We start from the raw sequence: 15,919 nt of genomic DNA, 5'->3' as shown, positions 1-15,919 counted from the left end.
ACTCACCCGTCCGCCGCTAACTTACCCCGAAGGATAAATCCGCTCGACTTGCATGTATTAGGCACGCCGCCAGCGTTCGTCCTGAGCCAGGATCAAACTCTCCATAATAGTGAACGATTGCTCGTCCGTATATCTGAAAGCTGAAATGCTCATTGACTTGCTAGCGAGATTTTGCAATCTCTTTTTGAACGATTTCTCGTTCGTGCTTACTCACTCGTTGTTCAGTTTTCAAAGATCAATTTCTTCCGTTCACTGCCGTGTTACCGAAGCAGCGAGAAGTAATATACCATACTGGAATTTCATTTGCAAGCTTTTATTTTATTTATCCATTCGTGAAGATATTCAACACGTTCAGACTCATTTATAATCGCTTGCTCCTTGTCCGTTTGGAACAAGAATCATAATATATCACATACAATTTCGTAAAGCAACCTTTAATTAATTTTTTATGAAGGAACCTCCCGAGGCCAGAACATCTGACAAACGAAAGGCTCAGTAAGACTATTTTATGAAAAAGTGTTCTAATCTACTTTAATCTAATGCTTTTGAGCAATAAATCGAGGGGTTCTCTCTCTTCTGTTTCTCCACGATGATCATGCTCAACCAACTTATCCAACCGCGCTATCTGATGACCATAGTCGAACATAGCCGCAGCCACTACTGACAATCTCAGCATTCCTTTCGGCTGCTCATTATAACGGTCGATGAGTACTGTCATGAAACGCTCGTTCTCCGCTTCCATTTCCAAACCTTCCGAGCAGTCATCTTTGAGCTTATCATCGAATTTCAACAGAACGTGCTCGTGGAATTTTATTAGCTTTTCCAAATGATCATCGAAATAGACATCGATTGCCTGTGTGCGAGACGTTTGAAAATAGTGCTCATCCACAGCTTCAAGAACTTCAAGCCCTTTGTACATCACGAGAAGCTTCTGCTTGTAAACAACGAGCTCACGAATGCGGTTTAACCCGCTTCCCTTGATTTTCTTAATCTCTTCTTCCATAAGTCTGTATTTATCAGATAAAGACTTCAAGCTGCTGCGCAGACCTTCTTTTTCCTCACGGAATACGGTCTCTTTCATTTCATTAGAAATAACCGTGCGAAGGAGGAGCGACATTTTGGCAAAAATAGTATGAATCTGTGCGGCGAATTGCTCTTTGGGCTTAGGTGGAAAGAAAAGGACATTCACCACGAATGCGCAACCGATACCTATCAAACTCAGCAGCAATCGATTGATGGCAAATTGCAACTCTCCGGAAGCCTCCATGACCGCAACAACGGTAACTAAGGTAAGGCCGATCGTTTCCTCCATGCCCATTCTTAAACTTATGATGATTACAATAATACATACAATTCCAATAGCAATCACATTATTAGAAAAAAACATCCCCGCAAGGAGTGCCAATGCCGCGCCTAGAATATTCGTCTGCAGCTGCTCCAGGAAATAGCGCCAAGATCGGTAGATCGAAGGCTGCATGGCAAAAATTGCCGCTACGGCCGCAATAACAGGAGGAGTGAAATTGAGCCAAGCACTTATGTATAAGGCCAAAGCAACAGCAATCCCCGTCTTCCACACGCGCGCACCGAAAACCATGAAACCCCACCTCATCCACAAAAATCTTATTCATTATTATCTTACACAGGTAAGGATATGGATGCAAAGATGAGATTTAGAATTTGATACGGCTAGCCGGCATCCTCTGAATGATCCATCCAAGCTTGCAAAGGCAGACTAAGAATAAACTTACTGCCATTACCTTGCTCACTCTGAAGCGTGAGGGAACCACCGAGAAATTTGGCAAGTTGTAAACTGATGGATAAGCCGAGACCTGTGCCTCCATATTTACGATTCGTTGCTCCATCCCCTTGCTGGAATGCTTCAAATATCAACTCTTGCTTGTCCAGGGCAATGCCGATACCAGTGTCGCGAACGGCAAAATCAATCCACTTAGATGAAGCATCGTTGTTGTCCCGAATTTCAACGGATAAGGTAATCTTGCCTTCTTCTGTGAATTTTATCGCATTCATGAGCAGGTTACGAAGTATCTGGTTGAGTTTTTGTGAATCTGTTTGAATGATCGCTGGCACATCTTTTCCCACGGTCACGTCAAAGCGCAGCTTTTTGGAATCCATCATTGGCTCGAATTGTTGTTTTATGTAATGGGTAAGCTCTTCAATAACGACTGGCTGCCATAGCATGTCCATTTTACCCGCTTCGATCTTGGATAAATCTAATACGCTATTGATCATTTGAAGCAATTCATTACCCGATGTATGAATGATATTTGCATATTGATTCACTTCTTTTAAATTGGTTACGTCTTCACTTTCCCGTATCAGATCTGACAAAACGATTATACTGTTTAGCGGCGTTTTGAGTTCATGGGACATATTGGCAATAAATTCTGATTTATAAATTGAAGCTTGCGCCAACTGCTGCGCCTTCTTCTCAAGCTCACGCTTCGACAGTCTAAGCCTCTTAGTCTGTTTTCGCAGAATCACATTCATATTACGTATCTTATCCGCCCGCTGCTGCTCCTTATAGAAATCCCGTATAATAAAGACAAAGAAGGCGCTAAGTAATAGGGCAGCCGGATAAGTGTACGGAGCAACTTTAGTCAAATAAATGCTCTTAGGCACAGCGCCGAAACTAGCAATACCTATGACCTGTAGCGAGTTAATTGAGAGGATGGAAATGAGCGCTTTTTTCTTATAGCTCCAGGAGCTTTTTTGATATTTAGCCACAAGGATCGCCGCCAAACAACCCATCAGCATAATATTAAGCGACGCAGTAAAAGATTGTGGATTAATGCCGGTAATGGTATATCTGGCCAGCGCAATTCCAAATCCAATAATGAGTAACATATAGTGTTTACGGAACAAAAGTGTTCCGAAAATGATGGGAACGACTCTCAAATCAAATAACATGTATTCAGATACCCTCATACCAAAGAACATCGTTAGCCAACCTGAACCTATAAAAATGGCGACAAGCACCGTCTGTTTCACGGTCCAAGATGCATGCTGAAACAGATATTTAAAGCCAAGGTTGAATAAATAAGCGCATGTAATCAAAATACAAATATTCACCAAAAAACTTATACAAATGGTTATGATGAACCCCCCTACCCCTATGTTCACACAAGTTGATGGATTATTCCCAATTATACTACTCACCTTCTATAAAAGTACCCTTATCTATGATGGTTTGAAACAACTAGAAAAAGCATTCCATTAAGGATGTCCTTCACTCGATTTCTGCTTGAATGACACGAATGACACCTCCTCCGGGTAGCCATACTGTAAAGAGAACTTACCTAATGCTGCAGGAGGACACCAATGATCAAACAAAAATGGCGAATTCCCTCAACGCAAGGGCTTGGTTTTAAGCTAGGTAAAGGACAAGTCGTCCGTATAACCGATGTGAAGGGCGAGCAGATTGCTGACTTTGTCGCCTATCGTGCCGACGATACCAGCGTACGTCTGGATCCAGGTGTTACCATGGATGTGCTGCGTGCGATGAAAATAAAGCCTGGGGATCTTCTCTACACCAATACATATAGCCCACTGCTCACTGTTGTGGCCGATACCGTAGGGCAGCATGATTTCATTAACTCTCCTTGCCGCTCTGAAATGTATGAATTGCTATACGATAAACAAAACCATGCAAGCTGCTATCATAATTTAAATCAAGCCCTTGCTCAGTTCAGCATTCCAGCTCCGGATCAACACTATTCTTTGAACTTTTTTATGAACACGGTTATTCTACCTTCTGGACAAATCAGGATAGAAAGGCCGCTATCCAAAGCTGGCGACTATGTCGAGCTTCGCGCAGAGACGGACCTATTCGTGGCAGTATCTGCTTGTCCCTGTTCTGAAAGCGCCTGTAATGGATATGTTTGCACACCTATTGATGTGGAAATTATGAACTAGGACACTCACCCACCTTTTCTCCTTCGCATAGTATGCACCGAATGGATGAAGGAGGGTTTTTGACATGGCTAATTTAATCTCCAAAGACTGGATTGAGGATCATCAAACGGATCTGCTGGAATGGCAGCAGGATGCCTTTCGCAAATTTGGTCATATGATTAATGATCCGGAACAGATGTACCCTTGCATACCCGGTCGTCTTGGCTTTATCTCTAATAGTCTACGATTCGGATTTGCAGGAGATCCTAGATCCGAGGAAGCTGTCACTGATGTCGCTAAGCTCTTGCAGCAATACGGCGATTGTTCGCGTGATACAGGTAAATATGCTTCTCTAGTCATTTTTTTTAATACACCTAACGAACTAGCCAATGGCTTTTCCATAGAAGATTATGAACAGCTGTTTTGGTCGGTTTTAAGCCGGGTAAGCGCTAAAGATCTGGTCCCTTGGCCTTCACATATTTCGTCAGATCCTACCCATCATTCATGGGAGTTCTGTTATAACGGGCATCCGTATTTCGCCTTTTGCGGAACCCCTGCGCACGAGATTCGGAAGAGTCGACGGACTCCTTGTTTCCTCATCACGTTCCAGCCGCGGTGGGTATTCGAAGAAATCAACGAGTCGACTCCTTTTGGCCGTAATATGAAAAAGCTGATTCGTCAGAAGTTAGTCGAGTACGACGGCGTTCCAGCGCATCCCTCTTTGAAATGGTACGGTCAATCGGATAACCTAGAGTGGGAGCAATATTTTTTACGTGATGATGAAAGTGTCGCTTCTAAATGCCCTTTCACTTCTATGATAAATAAAATTTAAGGAGCAAAGAAAAACCAGCATGGGTTGATGAGACCGATGCTGGTTTATTTTAAATTTAGTGTACAGTTCCTGCTCTGTTATTCGGTGGCATTTGTGGCATTCCTTGTGCCGGAACGAAGGTGTTGAGCATTTTTTGCATATCGGAGGCTTCAAGTTGTGGAACTTGGTAGTAGGCATTTCTATTTTGATACAAGAAAATTTCATAGGCCATCTCGATAAAGTTCTGTACTTGGGAAGCCATAACACGACGTACAGCAGGGTTGGTCACCTCAACGGAAGTCATCGTCAATAGCGCCGCATGGGATTTCACAAGGCCTAGCATATGCGCGCTAATTCCTGCATCCTTCACATCAGCTAGCGATTGATTCGGCTTTTTGGGCTGTGTAGGTTTGATACCGTAGATGGGCTGGGATAGATTTCGGATCATATACGTCTGCGTTTCTTGACTCGGCTTTTGCCCGGTTGAAAAGCACTCTGCCGTTATGTTGTAATGGAACAGCGTAAAGTTGTACTGACGATCCAAAATATCCAGAAGCTCGTTATCTTGGACGAACTGTCTGAAGATCATGAACTGATCCAACACATTAATCGCACAGGCTAACACCTCGTGCAAATCAAAGAGCTCATGCCCCCCATGATTCATGTTCTGCATGCCTTGTGTCATATTGTTGTTTGGCGTTTGCTGCTGCATCTCGAAGTCTCCTTTAATGAATGGAATAGTAACTAACTTCGATAATATGAGTTATGTTGAGCGATTTTATTCGTGTTGTAGGTAAAATACCCCCGGCAGGTTGCCGAGGGTTTAGTTATTTGACGATATGGGACTTAAGAGCTGCAGCCGCTAAACTTTAGGTTTATCGCCTGTGCTGCTATTCGCGGCCTTGGCAGCTTTGGCTGCTGCTAGTAGACCTTTACTTTTATAAGGTTTTGGGGCACTCTTCGCTCTGTTGGCGCTAGCTTGCCACCGGTTCCAGCCCTTACTGTCTGTCCCTCTTCCGGTTCCGCCTTTACCCTTCGCTTTGCTCATGTATTCACTCCATTGTGTTGATCTTCTTATTTTTTTAGCAACGACGCCCAAGTGGTTTCAAGCCATTGGTCGAAGTCAGACCCTTTGTCGCCTTCGTAAGTATCATATACGTCACTTCTGGTCTTCTGTAACTTCTCTTTAAACTCTTCAAACGTATGACCTTCCGGCAAGCTCTTCTTAATGCGCACAAAAACTTTACCTGCGCCTTTAATCAAGTCACCTTTTTTCCTTGGCGGCAGTTGAACATCCTCACCAAATGCACGGAGTTTGCGGTAAGCAGCCTCTTGAATGGGATATACAGCATCGCCGCTCATCATACGCGCTAGTATGTTAATGGTTTGTTGGTCGTTATACTGGCCTAATGCTTCAACGGCTTCTAGACGTTCTCTCCAATTGGATGTACGATTAGCCGATTTTTTTAGTTCCTCTAAATTGGGAGGTATTTCGTTTTTTATTTCGATGGTCAAATGATTCAAGCTCCTTCTGTCTGCTGTTATTAGATTGATGTTACACTTTTTTGAGGTGGAGCGCCAACTTTTTGGTGATTATATTTATAAATGGAACACAAGAGTACCATTTATACAGGATTTTATATAATTTATCATATTATACGGGTATCTCTTTTTATCAATGATTTCAACAACCTCAATTTGAGGTGAATGAGATGTCCGATTTTTTAAGTCTGGTTGGCGAGCGATTAAGAATAGAAATTGATCCTAGCGAGTTGTTCAATTTTCAGAAGCTTGATGGTGAAGGAATTCATGAGAAAAAGCTAATCCTTGATATTCATAAAAGCATGCTCATGGAGAGAGGGCTTGATGAGGTTAAGTATGTCTTTCGGACAACGAATGATTTCCTGGATACCATTGATGCCAAGGAGTCTGGTAAAGGAATAGGAAGAGTTAGCGTTTCAAGAATGTAGAGCCATATGGGAAATTCAGCCCCCAGTTTGAGAATTTCGAAGGCTGAATGCTACTTCCATTGGATAATCCAATGGAAGTAGGGAATTGACAGCTTGGAAGCCAATTCTATTGGAAAATTTCCAATGGAAGTATTAATTTCATGCAGAATACGTTTCAAATGTTCCAGATGGTCAAAAGAACTTAATGGGCTGTCCTATAAGTAGATTTTACCTACTTATAGGACAGCCCCATGTTATTCGTATGAACGACTAAATAGCAATAAAACAAAACAACGACCAGCTCACACTCATGCGAACTGACCGCTGCTTCATTTGCTATTCATTATATCAGCCTCAATTTACGACAACACCCCTACAGTACTTGCATACAGCTGCATCGATTGCAATTTCCTCGTTACAATACGCGCACGACTTATGTGTTTGCAAATCAGACGATGGTACCACTTTGCGCTTCTTCACGTTCATATAAATCAATAAACCAACCACAACCACGATAACGGCCAACAACCAATAAACCATACCGAAACACCTCCTAGTTGATAAACAACTTCTGATGATTCCGTATAAGTATATTCGGTCATCCTTGTCCATTTGTCTTAGTTGTGAACAAGAATAAATACTAGTCCCTATTCCGACTCATTAATTGCAACTTTACCCTCTTACATCATCATGATCCGTTCCCGTAATAACGTCATACCAGTCTTCAATGTCTTTTCAAACTTTGCCGTCTTTTCTCTATACATAGCAAGGGTGTCATTGCCTAAAGGCAAATGAACAGGAGGCTTTTCAGCGTTGGCCAATGTAATGAAAGCTTGTGCGAGTTTCTTGGGATCGCCAGGCTGCTTCTTATTAACTTGTGTGGCAAAGCTTCGCATTTCTCCCACTGTGCCTGCATAATCATCGATGACATGAGTGGTTCTTATCAAAGATGTTGGATCAAGGAATTCAGTTCTAAAAAAGCCTGGTGCCACGACGGTTGCATAAATCCCTAAAGGAGCTAATTCCAAAGCCATGGACTCCGTAATGCCTTCTACAGCAAACTTGGTGGAACCATAAATCCCCCAGCCAACAAATCCGTTTAATCCGCCTACTGATGAAATATTGATGATATGTCCCGAGCGCTGCTTACGCATGTAGGGTAAAATTGCGCGGGTAACGTTTAGTAACCCGAAAACATTGGCATCATAATTTTGTTTCACTTCTTCATTCGAAGCTTCTTCAACGGCACTCAGCAATCCATAACCAGCATTATTGACTAGCACGTCAATTCTTCCGAATTTGTCTGTTGCTTGTTTCGCTGCATCTAAGGCTTGAGCTTCGTCCGTAACATCCAGCACAGTTACAAATAAGTTTTCGTTGTTATCAAGCTGCGCGGCTAATTGTTCAGGCTTGCTGCGAACGGTAGCTACCACCTTGTTGCCCTCTGCTAAAGCAGCTTTTGCAATTTCTAATCCAAAGCCTCTGGATGCGCCTGTGATGAACCATACTTTTTGATTTGTCATAGTCGTCATTTTTAAATTGAATATTTCATGACCTAAGATTATCACAGCGCATTCCGACCTACTTTTCCAAAAAGCCCAAAGTATTTGTCCATTTAGCTCAAATTAAAAAAATCTTAGCCCGGCGGGTGCCGAACTAAGATCTCTGTTTGCTTTTAGCTTAACTGTTGCCTGTAAGAGGACGGGGTATAGCCAAAATGCTCTTTGAAAACCCTTGAAAAATGCGCAACATTCTCAAACCCCGTCGTAAAGCAAACATCCGTTACTGACATGGTCGAATAGGTCAACAATTCTTTGGCCTTCTCCAAGCGTTTCTGCCGAATCCATAGAGATGGGGACGTGTTGTAAATGGATTGAAAATCCCGTTTGAAGCTGGACAAGCTTCTGCCCGATAAATAAGCCAAATCATTCACCGAAACGGGATTCAAGATATTTTGTTCCACGACGGTTGAGATATCGGATCGCACCTGCTGCTTCAATTGAAGTAATTGCTGCACGATATTTTCGTTGGCATGGCTAAGATCAAACAATAATTCCAACAACTTAATTTTAATTAATCCGTCCTCGATGTTATCGGGTTCGTTGAAATATGGTTTAAGTGATTCTAAATACGTTAACAGTCGTTCACTTATCGGATTTACGAAAATAGGTACCAACGCTGTTGGCTGCGTAGATTGAATGTCCGCCATTTTAATAAAGTCTTTGAGTACTTCATCTTTTAGAAAAAACATCATGTACTCTAATAAGTATGCCTGATTAGGTTCGCCTGATTTCTCATATTCAATGACAATGGATTTTTGCAACAGTACCATTTCGTGCTTATGAACAACGTACATCTGATCGCCGTATCGCACCGTATAAGTGCCATTCAGCACAAACATGAGAAGGTAGTCTTCTAAGAACATAGTCCCTTGTTTTCCTACCGTGTTGGTGCACGATTCAATGACTGTGAGCCCTTTGAGCTTCAAAACGCTTTGATTGAATGGCGATGCTGCTAAGCCTTGCGGTGCTTTTATTATTCTTTGGGTCACGCGCACCCTCCCCTCAATTCCCCACTCCAAATGATGATAACCAAACTCAGGCTGATGATAGGAGATATTCTCTCTAATTGTACCACGGAATATGACATTTTCCTGTTGGACAACACTGAACACAATATAAAACCGATCTGCTTATAGAAGTTTACGTCCTTCACGGTCAGCTTGTCCGCATATTCTTCCAGTCTTTGATCGTCTTAGGCGGGCTTCTCGGGGTCAAATCCAACTTCCTATGATCGGGTCCGAAATATCGATTAAAGCCTCCTACTGAGCCCATGAGGCGATGTGGACGTGATCGAAGAATACCTCATCCGGGGAAGTTACTAGATGTCACTGACACATTCAATGGTTAATTAAAAAACACTAATTCAGCGTTCTTTTTCGCGTTGTTCGGAAGTACTTTTGCTCAATGCATCAACCATGTCCTTTGAACATAATATTAAAATAAAGCGCTTCCAACATCGTTATTGTGGAGAATTTGTAGGTTATATAAATAAGGAGTTGATGTCCATGTTCAACCCAAAAGAATGGACCAAACAAATGAAATTCATTCACGGCATTGCAAGAACTATCTACATCAACAAATACACTGGACTACCAAAGCTAAGTTGTACTTTCACCAAAGAGCAGCAGAAAGCTTTAGAACGTGAAGACAGCAAGTTATCACTTTCGTAATTAGAATCATATTCGGATTATGGTTTCTCTAACGGAAAGAACTTTAAGTTAGAAAAAGAAAAAGGGACCCCTTTCGGGGTCCTCTTCGACGTTGAATAAATGGAAATCCAACTATTATAGTACATGACTACATTAATGATTAATCTAGATGAATACCAAAATGCTCTTGCAGTGCTGCTTTATACTCTTCTTCGGTCTGCGGAGTGAAAGTCCTAACCCCCGCGGATGTAAAGATGCGAAACTCTCGACCAGCCAGCGTATTCCGCCCTTCCAGGGTGCGCATGGCTACCATTGGGCTTTTGGTAAATATCGAATCCGGGGCGTTCTCACACCAGAAGGTCGCAAAGGTGAAGTCCTTCGGCAGCTGAGGCTCCTCCGTAAACGAGTAGATGCGGTTCCATTCCTTGTTCTTCTGCTCATATAGCATCCAACCATAATTGGCATCGCGCTCGAGACGGTAGCACTCTCCGCCCTGGTGCTGTTCAAGACCTTCGATCCATGCGACCGGCCTGCGGGGGACAATCCCTCCTACTCCGACATCACACAAATAAGTCGTGCCTTCTGCCTCTACCTTCAGGACGTGATGACGTCGTTTCGGTGGTGTGTTCGGTTCGTCGCGCCAAAATCGAGCAACCAAGTCAGTGACCGAGTAGCCAAGCTCCCGCAGCAGCCAGCCGAATAAAGCGTTCAGCTCGAAGCAGTACCCACCGCGCCCGCGCACGACAATCTTTTGATATACATCCACAGGATCCAATGATAAAGCTATGCGGTTCATAATGTCCAAATTTTCGTATGGAACCGTGTGGAGATGACACTCCTGCAGGTCGGCCAGTGTCTTTGCGCTGCCATCGAGCGAACCTTTAAACCCGATACGCTCCAGATAGGTCTGAATCTGACTATTTTTACTGAACATGTTGAACACCCCATCCCTATTTTTTTCATTGATAGACAAGATCGTGCGATTTAACAACAATATACTTTTAAAAAATACCATCATTACCCTATTTCCGTCATATATTCCAGTTTAACTCTTCATAAAAGCTTACAAAACGACAACGGTTTTCGAGCGACATTTTAGTTCTAATCCGTTAATCTATGAAAAAAGATTCATAGGAGGGCTAATTTATGATTCAAAACTTAGAGCTATGTGCAACGGGATTGTTAATTATCTCCATAATGTTTCATCTTTTTATAGATATAATCAAAAAGAATAAAATCATTAACTATCCAATTAACTATCCAATTCAAGAAGAGGAATCTATCCAAGTTATTTACCCACAGTATATCGACTGCAGCCGGAGCATTAATCTTTCACTTCTTCCCAAAGATTATCTTTTTACGGATGGGCAGCTCAGCGAGATTCATTAATTTAAGGGGGCCATACTGTGTCAAACAAGGTAATCAGTGATGAAGAGTTGATATTGCTGCTGTCTCCCACTAATAATAACGAAGAAAATGAGCAATCAGAGAAACCGAAGCTAACCATGAAATTACTATATGAGCTTATAAAAAAGCTAAAACAAGAGAACATGTTGCTTTCCAAACGTGTAGACGAATTTGAACAGCAATTGAATTTGTTGCACCAAATTCGAGATGAGGTAGCCACCACCCTAGATCTGCCGATTATCGAGGAAACCGAAATTACAGTCAGGATGGAAGCTGAGCTCGTTCCCAGCCTCCCGCAAACCATCCAAACCTCCCGCGCCGAACGTCATCCTTCTAAAAAGAATAAAAAGGATAAGTCCTTTTGGACCTATTTATTTAGCCACTTAACCAATTTCCACTTCAATTAGCTTGAACTGTGTAACATCGACAAGACCTCGGTTTGAAATCCGAATTTCAGGAATAACAGGTAAAGCAATTAATGAGAATGTCATAAACGGAGCGTTCAGCGGGCAGCCCATTTGTTTCCACGCTTTTTCGAGCTCTGCAACCTCTTTAACGACTTCAAGCAATGATTTATCTGACATGAGGCCTGCGATGGTCATCGGTACTTGAGCCAGCACTTTACCGTTCTCTACAACGATCATGCCGCCTCCCATTTTGACAAGCTCATTAGCTGCCAAAGCCATATCTTGCTCATTGATCCCCATAACAATTAGATTGTGACTGTCATGCGCCACTGTAGAGGCTACCGCACCTACCTTCAATTGAAAGCCATGCGTAAAGCCAAGTGAAATTTGACCCGTTCCACGGTGCCGCTCGATACAGGCGAGACGAATAATATCCTGCTCAACATCTGGTTGGATGATCCCTTGCTCAACAGCCAGCATTGCTGTCATTTTCTCTGTTCTTGCACTATTTTCAATAACGTTAATGACATTAACCTTCGTCTTTTCCTGATTACTGCGACTTACAAGCTTGAAGTCCTCAGGCGTAAGCTCTCGCTTAACGTTCATGGAATTACGGATGTGCTCGGGATAGACAAAATCGGGGAAATCAACCGTAAGCTTGCCATAATCAAAAACAACTTGACCATCAGTAATGACAGTTGAAGGCTCGACCTTCTGTAAATCATCCAGCAATAAAATATCAGCACATTTACCGGGAGTAATACTGCCCAAATCTTGCTCCATTTTAAAATAGCGCGCCACATTAATCGTTACCATCTGAATCGCTGTTACAGGATCGACGCCCTCTTCGATTGCGCGGCGCACCACATGATTGAGATGCCCTTTCTCCACCAAAGTTTGCGGATTTACGTCATCCGTAACGAGCGAAATATTGGACGTGTTGACCTTATCTTCGGTTACCACCTTAATGACCTCTTTGACATCATGCCAGGCAGAACCTTCACGAATCATAAGGTGCATGCCCATACGGACTTTGTGAAGACCTTGTTCCCTTGTTACGGTTTCATGATCAGATGTCACGCCGGACCCTATATACGCTTGCAGCATACGATCATCATCACTTGGAAAATGTCCTGTGACGGTTTTACCACTCTTGATCGTTTCTTCAATCTCCCCGCACATTTTCGGATCACCATAAATGACACCAGGGAAATTCATAACTTCACCTAGTCCGACCACATTATCCCACTGCAGTCCCTCTTTAATATCAGTCACTTCTAAGCTTGCACCTGCATCTTCTAAGCCGTTAGTCGCTGGTACGCAGGATGGGAAGGTCGTGAATACTTTGAGAGGCAGCTGCTGCCCCTCTTCGTGCATCAGCCTTACACCTTCTGTTCCAAATACATTGGCAATTTCATGAGGGTCCATAAAAATCCCCGTTGTTCCTTTGGCTAATGCCGCTTTGGCAAACTCGGTAACGGAAAGCATCGTGCTTTCAACATGCATATGACCATCTAAAAATCCTGGAGACATATACTTCCCTGTGGCATCGATAACGACCGTTTGAGCCCCAATGGTGTGGTCTGCGTTCCCTACATACGCTATTCTCCCAGCCACAACAGCAACATCAATACGCTCAAGTAATTCACCAGAATACACATTGACGAGTGTTCCATTCTTAATGACTACATCGGCAAATGCTTCGCCTAGTGCAACCTTAGCTAGCGTTCTACTCACTTCAACTAGCTTATTTCTTTTATTTAGAGTCATGGGTTTTGTACTCCTTTATGTATTTAAATTAATTGACCTTTTCCGGTTCGGTGACAAGCGTCACATCTCACTGAACATCGGTTTACATGCATTATTTGTATCACTTCACTATTAAATTTACCATGAAAAAGGTTTTTCTCAAGGGTTGCATGCTACAACAGAGGATTCCCCATTTCTTTTTATTAAATTATGTGGTGGGAATACTCCAAATGCTTATTTGAAATGTTTCCTATGGGTGTATTCTATGATGTCTTTACAGAAGGTCGAACCCATACGGCTTCTCTTCCAGTTCCCATTCAAACGAAAAAGATCACCCGAAGGTGATCTTTTTCTGTGAAGCGGGCGGCGGGAATCGAACCCGCGCGATCAGCTTGGAAGGCTGAAGTTCTACCATTAAACTACGCCCGCGTGTCTATCGGGACGACACGATTTGAACATGCGACCCCCTGCTCCCAAAGCAGGTGCTCTACCAAGCTGAGCTACGTCCCGATAAGGTATAACATATGAATAATGGCGCGCCCTGAGAGATTCGAACTCCCGACCTTTTGATTCGTAGTCAAATACTCTATCCAGCTGAGCTAAGGGCGCTTAATAAAATGGAGCGGAAGACGGGGATCGAACCCGCGACCCTCGCCTTGGCAAGGCGATGCTCTACCGCTGAGCCACTTCCGCATGGGTACCTCAGGAGTATGAATACTGCTGAGGATTTAATGCGCGTAGAGGGACTTGAACCCCCACGGTCACCCGCTAGATCCTAAGTCTAGTGCGTCTGCCAATTCCGCCATACGCGCATGCTGTAAATAAGGCAAAGTGAGTCATGTAGGATTCGAACCTACGACACCCTGATTAAAAGTCAGGTGCTCTACCAACTGAGCTAATGACTCATATGAAGAACTGGGGATCAAGGATTTGAACCTTGGCATGACGGAGTCAAAGTCCGTTGCCTTACCGCTTGGCTAATCCCCAACGTAGTTTGGAAATGGAGGCTGATGGATTCGAACCACCGAACTCAAAGAGAGCAGATTTACAGTCTGCCGTGTTTAGCCACTTCACTAAGCCTCCATGTATAAAGCCTAACCAAGCCCCGAAAAAGTAATGACGTTGCTACAAAGCTTTGCTTCACTTTTTTGGGAATTGTGGTGCCGTCGAGAGGACTTGAACCCCCAACCTACTGATTACAAGTCAGTTGCTCTACCAGTTGAGCTACAACGGCATATTCATTTATGAAAAATGACGGAGCTGACGGGATTCGAACCCGCGGTCTCCTGCGTGACAGGCAGGCATGTTAGGCCACTACACCACAGCTCCACACTGTGAAGAACAACTCTCTGAAAGAGTTTGGTTGCGGGGGCAGGATTTGAACCTGCGGCCTTCGGGTTATGAGCCCGACGAGCTACCGGGCTGCTCCACCCCGCGACATTGAAAGCATAATTTCATTATGAGCCCCGAAAAAGTAATCGGCGTTGCTACAAAGCTTCACTTCACTTTTTTGGGCAGTATGGTGGAGGCTGACGGGATCGAACCGCCGACCCTCTGCTTGTAAGGCAGATGCTCTCCCAGCTGAGCTAAGCCTCCATGAGATAATGAATTTTGGGCCCACGCAAAGTATTCGGAATAGGCTTCGTCAGCTTTACGTCACTTTGTGGGGATTATTGGTGACCCGTAGGGGACTCGAACCCCTGTTACCTCCGTGAAAGGGAGGTGTCTTAACCACTTGACCAACGGGCCAAATTCAAAAAATTTACCGACGGAGAGAGAGGGATTCGAACCCTCGCACCACTTACGCAGTCTAACCCCTTAGCAGAGGGTCCCCTTATAGCCACTTGGGTATCTCTCCAATTTATCTAGTAGCGGCAGAGGGGCTCGAACCCCCGACCTTACGGGTATGAACCGTACGCTCTAGCCAGCTGAGCTACGCCGCCATATTGTCTTTCCTTTATCTAAAGAAACGGAGAAGGAGGGATTCGAACCCTCGAGACGCTTGTGACGCCTACACGATTTCCAATCGTGCTCCTTCGGCCGCTCGGACACTTCTCCAAAAATGGCTCCCCGAACAGGACTCGAACCTGTGACAACTCGATTAACAGTCGAGTGCTCTACCAACTGAGCTATCAGGGAATATGGTGGAGCCAAGCGGGATCGAACCGCTGACCTCCTGCTTGCAAGGCAGGCGCTCTCCCAGCTGAGCTATGGCCCCATAAAAGAAATTAATTGGTGGGCCCTAGTGGACTCGAACCACCGACCTCACCCTTATCAGGGGTGCGCTCTAACCAGCTGAGCTAAGGGCCCTAATGAGTAAACAGTCTACAGCGTGGCAAAAAAAATACCCACTAGGGGTATTCTGCTTGGCAACGTTCTACTCTCCCAGAACCCTGCGGTTCAAGTACCATCGACGCTGGAGGGCTTAACGGTCGTGTTCGAGATGGGAACGCGTGGGTCCCCTCCGCCATCA

At 43.9% G+C, this 15,919-nt stretch carries 16 protein-coding genes, 19 tRNA genes and 2 rRNA genes; 6 read left to right on the top strand and 31 right to left on the bottom strand.

From position 1 onward, the window contains the following. From AC58UU_RS39300 to AC58UU_RS39290, 3 genes are all read right to left on the bottom strand, one after another. Window positions 1-108, bottom strand: a 16S ribosomal RNA gene (locus tag AC58UU_RS39300); the annotation flags it as partial. 418 nt (window positions 109-526) lie between these two features. Next, window positions 527-1,594 (bottom strand): FUSC family protein, encoded by a 1,068-nt coding sequence (locus AC58UU_RS39295; RefSeq protein ID WP_497322924.1) that lies wholly within the window; start codon window positions 1,592-1,594, stop codon window positions 527-529. A gap of 92 nt (window positions 1,595-1,686) precedes the next feature. After that, complete coding sequence (locus AC58UU_RS39290) at window positions 1,687-3,090, bottom strand: ATP-binding protein (RefSeq protein ID WP_497322922.1); 1,404 nt, start codon at window positions 3,088-3,090, stop codon at window positions 1,687-1,689. A 249-nt stretch (window positions 3,091-3,339) separates the two neighbouring features. On the opposite strand from AC58UU_RS39290, the gene AC58UU_RS39285 reads away from it, so the two are divergent. Both AC58UU_RS39285 and AC58UU_RS39280 read left to right on the top strand, forming a co-directional pair. Then, window positions 3,340-3,933 (top strand): DUF1989 domain-containing protein, encoded by a 594-nt coding sequence (locus tag AC58UU_RS39285; RefSeq protein WP_497322920.1) that lies wholly within the window; start codon window positions 3,340-3,342, stop codon window positions 3,931-3,933. A gap of 64 nt (window positions 3,934-3,997) precedes the next feature. After that, the gene (locus AC58UU_RS39280; protein WP_497322918.1) at window positions 3,998-4,744 is read left to right on the top strand and encodes a YqcI/YcgG family protein; all 747 of its coding nucleotides are present in this window, start codon (window positions 3,998-4,000) and stop codon (window positions 4,742-4,744) included. A 55-nt stretch (window positions 4,745-4,799) separates the two neighbouring features. Here the strand turns inward: AC58UU_RS39280 and AC58UU_RS39275 are convergent, their stop codons facing one another. The 3 genes from AC58UU_RS39275 to AC58UU_RS39265 form a co-directional block, all read right to left on the bottom strand. Next, window positions 4,800-5,435 carry a spore coat protein gene (locus AC58UU_RS39275; RefSeq protein WP_497322917.1) on the bottom strand — a complete coding sequence of 212 codons (636 nt, stop codon included), beginning with the start codon at window positions 5,433-5,435 and terminating at the stop codon, window positions 4,800-4,802. A gap of 150 nt (window positions 5,436-5,585) precedes the next feature. Then, window positions 5,586-5,771 (bottom strand): DUF3934 family protein, encoded by a 186-nt coding sequence (locus tag AC58UU_RS39270; protein ID WP_497322915.1) that lies wholly within the window; start codon window positions 5,769-5,771, stop codon window positions 5,586-5,588. Between the two features lie 26 nt (window positions 5,772-5,797). Further along, window positions 5,798-6,238 (bottom strand): HEAT repeat domain-containing protein, encoded by a 441-nt coding sequence (locus tag AC58UU_RS39265; RefSeq protein WP_497322913.1) that lies wholly within the window; start codon window positions 6,236-6,238, stop codon window positions 5,798-5,800. A 197-nt stretch (window positions 6,239-6,435) separates the two neighbouring features. On the opposite strand from AC58UU_RS39265, the gene AC58UU_RS39260 reads away from it, so the two are divergent. Continuing rightward, window positions 6,436-6,693, top strand: a complete 258-nt coding sequence (locus tag AC58UU_RS39260) for a hypothetical protein (protein WP_497322911.1) — start codon at window positions 6,436-6,438, stop codon at window positions 6,691-6,693. Window positions 6,694-7,026: 333 nt separating this feature from the next. Here the strand turns inward: AC58UU_RS39260 and AC58UU_RS39255 are convergent, their stop codons facing one another. From AC58UU_RS39255 to AC58UU_RS39245, 3 genes are all read right to left on the bottom strand, one after another. Next, window positions 7,027-7,212, bottom strand: a complete 186-nt coding sequence (locus AC58UU_RS39255; protein WP_171641671.1) for a hypothetical protein — start codon at window positions 7,210-7,212, stop codon at window positions 7,027-7,029. A 140-nt stretch (window positions 7,213-7,352) separates the two neighbouring features. Then, window positions 7,353-8,195 (bottom strand): oxidoreductase, encoded by an 843-nt coding sequence (locus tag AC58UU_RS39250; RefSeq protein WP_497322910.1) that lies wholly within the window; start codon window positions 8,193-8,195, stop codon window positions 7,353-7,355. 152 nt (window positions 8,196-8,347) lie between these two features. Then, on the bottom strand, window positions 8,348-9,223 hold the full coding sequence (locus AC58UU_RS39245; protein WP_497322908.1) for a helix-turn-helix domain-containing protein: 876 nt from the start codon (window positions 9,221-9,223) through the stop codon (window positions 8,348-8,350). 426 nt (window positions 9,224-9,649) lie between these two features. Here AC58UU_RS39245 and AC58UU_RS39240 point away from each other — a divergent pair, with 426 nt between their 5' ends. Further along, entirely contained in the window at window positions 9,650-9,904 is a 255-nt protein-coding gene (locus AC58UU_RS39240; protein ID WP_497322907.1) for a hypothetical protein, read from the top strand. Between the two features lie 139 nt (window positions 9,905-10,043). Here AC58UU_RS39240 and AC58UU_RS39235 read toward each other — a convergent pair whose 3' ends face one another. Continuing rightward, the gene (locus AC58UU_RS39235; RefSeq protein ID WP_497322906.1) at window positions 10,044-10,817 is read right to left on the bottom strand and encodes an arylamine N-acetyltransferase family protein; all 774 of its coding nucleotides are present in this window, start codon (window positions 10,815-10,817) and stop codon (window positions 10,044-10,046) included. Window positions 10,818-11,029: 212 nt separating this feature from the next. Here AC58UU_RS39235 and AC58UU_RS39230 point away from each other — a divergent pair, with 212 nt between their 5' ends. Then, window positions 11,030-11,272, top strand: a complete 243-nt coding sequence (locus AC58UU_RS39230; protein ID WP_497322905.1) for a hypothetical protein — start codon at window positions 11,030-11,032, stop codon at window positions 11,270-11,272. Between the two features lie 17 nt (window positions 11,273-11,289). Next, window positions 11,290-11,697, top strand: coding sequence for a hypothetical protein (locus AC58UU_RS39225; protein WP_497322903.1), 408 nt, complete (start codon window positions 11,290-11,292; stop codon window positions 11,695-11,697). Here AC58UU_RS39225 and ade read toward each other — a convergent pair. The 21 genes from ade to rrf form a co-directional block, all read right to left on the bottom strand. Next, window positions 11,674-13,467: an adenine deaminase gene (ade, locus tag AC58UU_RS39220; RefSeq protein WP_497322902.1), complete on the bottom strand. Its 1,794-nt coding sequence runs from the start codon at window positions 13,465-13,467 to the stop codon at window positions 11,674-11,676. The genes AC58UU_RS39225 and ade overlap by 24 nt on opposite strands. Before the next feature lie 337 nt (window positions 13,468-13,804). Further along, window positions 13,805-13,875, bottom strand: a tRNA-Gly gene (locus AC58UU_RS39215). A gap of 7 nt (window positions 13,876-13,882) precedes the next feature. Next, window positions 13,883-13,956: transfer RNA gene (locus AC58UU_RS39210), tRNA-Pro, on the bottom strand. A 22-nt stretch (window positions 13,957-13,978) separates the two neighbouring features. Further along, window positions 13,979-14,055 (bottom strand) — tRNA-Arg (locus AC58UU_RS39205). Window positions 14,056-14,064: 9 nt separating this feature from the next. Next, a tRNA-Gly gene (locus AC58UU_RS39200) sits at window positions 14,065-14,139 on the bottom strand. 39 nt (window positions 14,140-14,178) lie between these two features. Further along, window positions 14,179-14,258: transfer RNA gene (locus AC58UU_RS39195), tRNA-Leu, on the bottom strand. 20 nt (window positions 14,259-14,278) lie between these two features. Continuing rightward, a tRNA-Lys gene (locus AC58UU_RS39190) sits at window positions 14,279-14,351 on the bottom strand. Between the two features lie 10 nt (window positions 14,352-14,361). Beyond that, window positions 14,362-14,433 (bottom strand) — tRNA-Gln (locus AC58UU_RS39185). A 14-nt stretch (window positions 14,434-14,447) separates the two neighbouring features. Further along, window positions 14,448-14,529: transfer RNA gene (locus tag AC58UU_RS39180), tRNA-Tyr, on the bottom strand. A gap of 75 nt (window positions 14,530-14,604) precedes the next feature. Next, window positions 14,605-14,680, bottom strand: a tRNA-Thr gene (locus tag AC58UU_RS39175). A 21-nt stretch (window positions 14,681-14,701) separates the two neighbouring features. Next, a tRNA-Asp gene (locus tag AC58UU_RS39170) sits at window positions 14,702-14,775 on the bottom strand. 31 nt (window positions 14,776-14,806) lie between these two features. Continuing rightward, a tRNA-Met gene (locus AC58UU_RS39165) sits at window positions 14,807-14,883 on the bottom strand. A gap of 83 nt (window positions 14,884-14,966) precedes the next feature. After that, window positions 14,967-15,042 (bottom strand) — tRNA-Val (locus AC58UU_RS39160). Window positions 15,043-15,120: 78 nt separating this feature from the next. Next, window positions 15,121-15,195, bottom strand: a tRNA-Glu gene (locus AC58UU_RS39155). A 20-nt stretch (window positions 15,196-15,215) separates the two neighbouring features. After that, window positions 15,216-15,304: transfer RNA gene (locus AC58UU_RS39150), tRNA-Ser, on the bottom strand. 11 nt (window positions 15,305-15,315) lie between these two features. After that, window positions 15,316-15,389: transfer RNA gene (locus AC58UU_RS39145), tRNA-Met, on the bottom strand. 27 nt (window positions 15,390-15,416) lie between these two features. Further along, window positions 15,417-15,504 (bottom strand) — tRNA-Ser (locus tag AC58UU_RS39140). A gap of 5 nt (window positions 15,505-15,509) precedes the next feature. After that, a tRNA-Asn gene (locus AC58UU_RS39135) sits at window positions 15,510-15,585 on the bottom strand. A gap of 3 nt (window positions 15,586-15,588) precedes the next feature. Continuing rightward, window positions 15,589-15,664: transfer RNA gene (locus AC58UU_RS39130), tRNA-Ala, on the bottom strand. A 15-nt stretch (window positions 15,665-15,679) separates the two neighbouring features. Further along, window positions 15,680-15,756, bottom strand: a tRNA-Ile gene (locus AC58UU_RS39125). Between the two features lie 54 nt (window positions 15,757-15,810). Beyond that, window positions 15,811-15,919, bottom strand: a 5S ribosomal RNA gene (rrf, locus tag AC58UU_RS39120); the annotation flags it as partial.

The organism is Paenibacillus sp. JT22N1 (assembly GCF_059692155.1).
The sequence above is the reverse complement of the archived record's forward strand: the minus strand, read 5'-3'. Positions and strand labels throughout refer to the sequence as shown.

Coding starts and splice junctions, on each gene's coding strand:
- AC58UU_RS39295 (WP_497322924.1), bottom strand. CDS start 1,594: ATGGTTTTCGGTGCGCGCGTGTGGAAGACGGGGATTGCTGTTGCTTTG.
- AC58UU_RS39280 (WP_497322918.1), top strand. CDS start 3,998: ATGGCTAATTTAATCTCCAAAGACTGGATTGAGGATCATCAAACGGAT.
- AC58UU_RS39275 (WP_497322917.1), bottom strand. CDS start 5,435: ATGCAGCAGCAAACGCCAAACAACAATATGACACAAGGCATGCAGAAC.
- AC58UU_RS39270 (WP_497322915.1), bottom strand. CDS start 5,771: ATGAGCAAAGCGAAGGGTAAAGGCGGAACCGGAAGAGGGACAGACAGT.
- AC58UU_RS39250 (WP_497322910.1), bottom strand. CDS start 8,195: ATGACAAATCAAAAAGTATGGTTCATCACAGGCGCATCCAGAGGCTTT.
- AC58UU_RS39260 (WP_497322911.1), top strand. CDS start 6,436: ATGTCCGATTTTTTAAGTCTGGTTGGCGAGCGATTAAGAATAGAAATT.
- ade (WP_497322902.1), bottom strand. CDS start 13,467: ATGACTCTAAATAAAAGAAATAAGCTAGTTGAAGTGAGTAGAACGCTA.
- AC58UU_RS39240 (WP_497322907.1), top strand. CDS start 9,650: ATGTCCTTTGAACATAATATTAAAATAAAGCGCTTCCAACATCGTTAT.
- AC58UU_RS39255 (WP_171641671.1), bottom strand. CDS start 7,212: ATGGTTTATTGGTTGTTGGCCGTTATCGTGGTTGTGGTTGGTTTATTG.
- AC58UU_RS39285 (WP_497322920.1), top strand. CDS start 3,340: ATGATCAAACAAAAATGGCGAATTCCCTCAACGCAAGGGCTTGGTTTT.
- AC58UU_RS39235 (WP_497322906.1), bottom strand. CDS start 10,817: ATGTTCAGTAAAAATAGTCAGATTCAGACCTATCTGGAGCGTATCGGG.
- AC58UU_RS39230 (WP_497322905.1), top strand. CDS start 11,030: ATGATTCAAAACTTAGAGCTATGTGCAACGGGATTGTTAATTATCTCC.